This is a genomic window from Actinomadura sp. BRA 177, from assembly GCF_013372625.1.
In the GTDB taxonomy this organism is placed as follows: Bacteria; Actinomycetota; Actinomycetes; order Streptosporangiales; family Streptosporangiaceae; genus Spirillospora.
Map to the genome: position 1 here is coordinate 1 of NZ_JABXFD010000600.1, position 1,526 is coordinate 1,526.

A 1,526-nucleotide genomic window follows, 5' to 3' on the forward strand; every position below is an offset into this window, starting at 1 on the left:
TCCCCGGGCCGAGCCGCGCCTCCCGGCCGTCCTGGAGCATGAGCAGCTCGCCGTGCAGCGGCAGCAGGAACCGGTAGCCGCCAGCGGCGCCGGCGTGGATCGCGGTGCGGCCGGCCCCGTGCAGGGCGAGCCGGTAGGCGCCGTCCGGCCCGCCGACGAGGTCATCCACCGCAGGCCCTTTCCGCCGGTCCGCCCACGCCGGGCCCCGCCCCGGCACGATGATCACTTGTGCTCCCGAGGGTAGTACGATCACCGCCGCCGAATCAGGTGATTCCAGCGGAAAGTAACGCGATTCAGACTGTGGGTGATCTTGCGATGCGCCCGCCGGCAACTTCCTTGCGCGCGAGCACAAGCGCGCCCCCGCGAACCGCCCTACGGTGCCGGGACTGTGGCCTGTTCCGCGCCACTCCCCACCCTCCGGCCGTGCGGCCGGTCCCCCTGCCCGAAATCCCTGCACCGAGGATCCGATGGAGTCATTCCTCTTGGCGGCGGCGTTCGTCATCGTGGCGGGCGCCGGCATCGCCGCCGGCGTCCTGCTGGCACGCCAGCGGCGGGCGACGGCCGAGCTGCGCGAGCAGAACGCCGTGCTGGCCCGCGGCCTGGACCTGCGCGAGAAGGAGCTGCGGCACCTCGCCGACGTCCGGCTGCCCGAGCTGATGGAGTCGCTGGCCAATCCCGGCATCCGCGTCGCCGGCCCGCTGCACGACCTGGACCGCGAGGCGCCCGCCTACGGCCAGGCGGTGCAGACCGTGATGGACCTGTTCGCCGGTTCCGCCGCGCGCGTCCGCGAGCGCGCCGACCGGTCGGCGAAGTCGACGCTGCGCGCGATGATGCGCGCCGTGCAGAGCCTCGCGAACGAGCAGCAGCTCGCCATCTCGCACATGCAGGAGCGCCACGACGACCCCGACGTGCTGGAGGGCCTGCTCCGCATCGACCACATGAACGCCCAGCTCGGCCGGCGCGCGCAGGCCACCGCCGTGCTGTGCGGGTCGTGGCCGGGGCAGCAGCGCTCGGCGTCCTCGCTGACCGACGTGGTGCGCGGCGCGACCTCCCGCATCCGCGACTACCTGCGGGTCAACCTGGAGGGGACGCTGAACAGCGCGGTGACGAGCCGCGCCGTCGAGCCGGTCGTGCTGACGCTCGCCGAGCTGCTGGACAACGCCGCGCGGCACTCCCGTCCCGACACCGCCGTCGAGGTCAACTTCCGCTCCGCGCACAACGGCGTCGCGATCACCATCGACGACGCGGGCGTCGCGATGGACGCCGACGAGCTGCAGCGCGCCGCCGACCTGCTGGCCGGCGACGCGTCGGTGGACATCCACCGGCTCGGCGACCCGCCCCGCGTCGGGTTCGCGGTGGCGGGCGTGCTCGCCGCCCGGTACGGGTTCCGGGTGTCGGTCGACAGCCAGTCCCCCTACGGCGGCGTGCGCGCCGTGGTGTTCGTGCCGAGCGCGCTGCTGGCCGCCGTAGCGGACGAGCGGGCGCCCGAACCGGCGGCCGCGCCCCGCGCGGCCGAGGTGCTCTCG

At 74.6% G+C, this 1,526-nt stretch carries 1 protein-coding gene; it reads left to right on the top strand.

Translation table 11 applies throughout. From position 1 onward, the window contains the following. Window positions 1-467 precede the first annotated feature (467 nt). On the top strand, window positions 468-1,526 hold a 1,059-nt coding region (locus HUX53_RS33970), incomplete at its 3' end, for an ATP-binding protein (protein WP_176407373.1).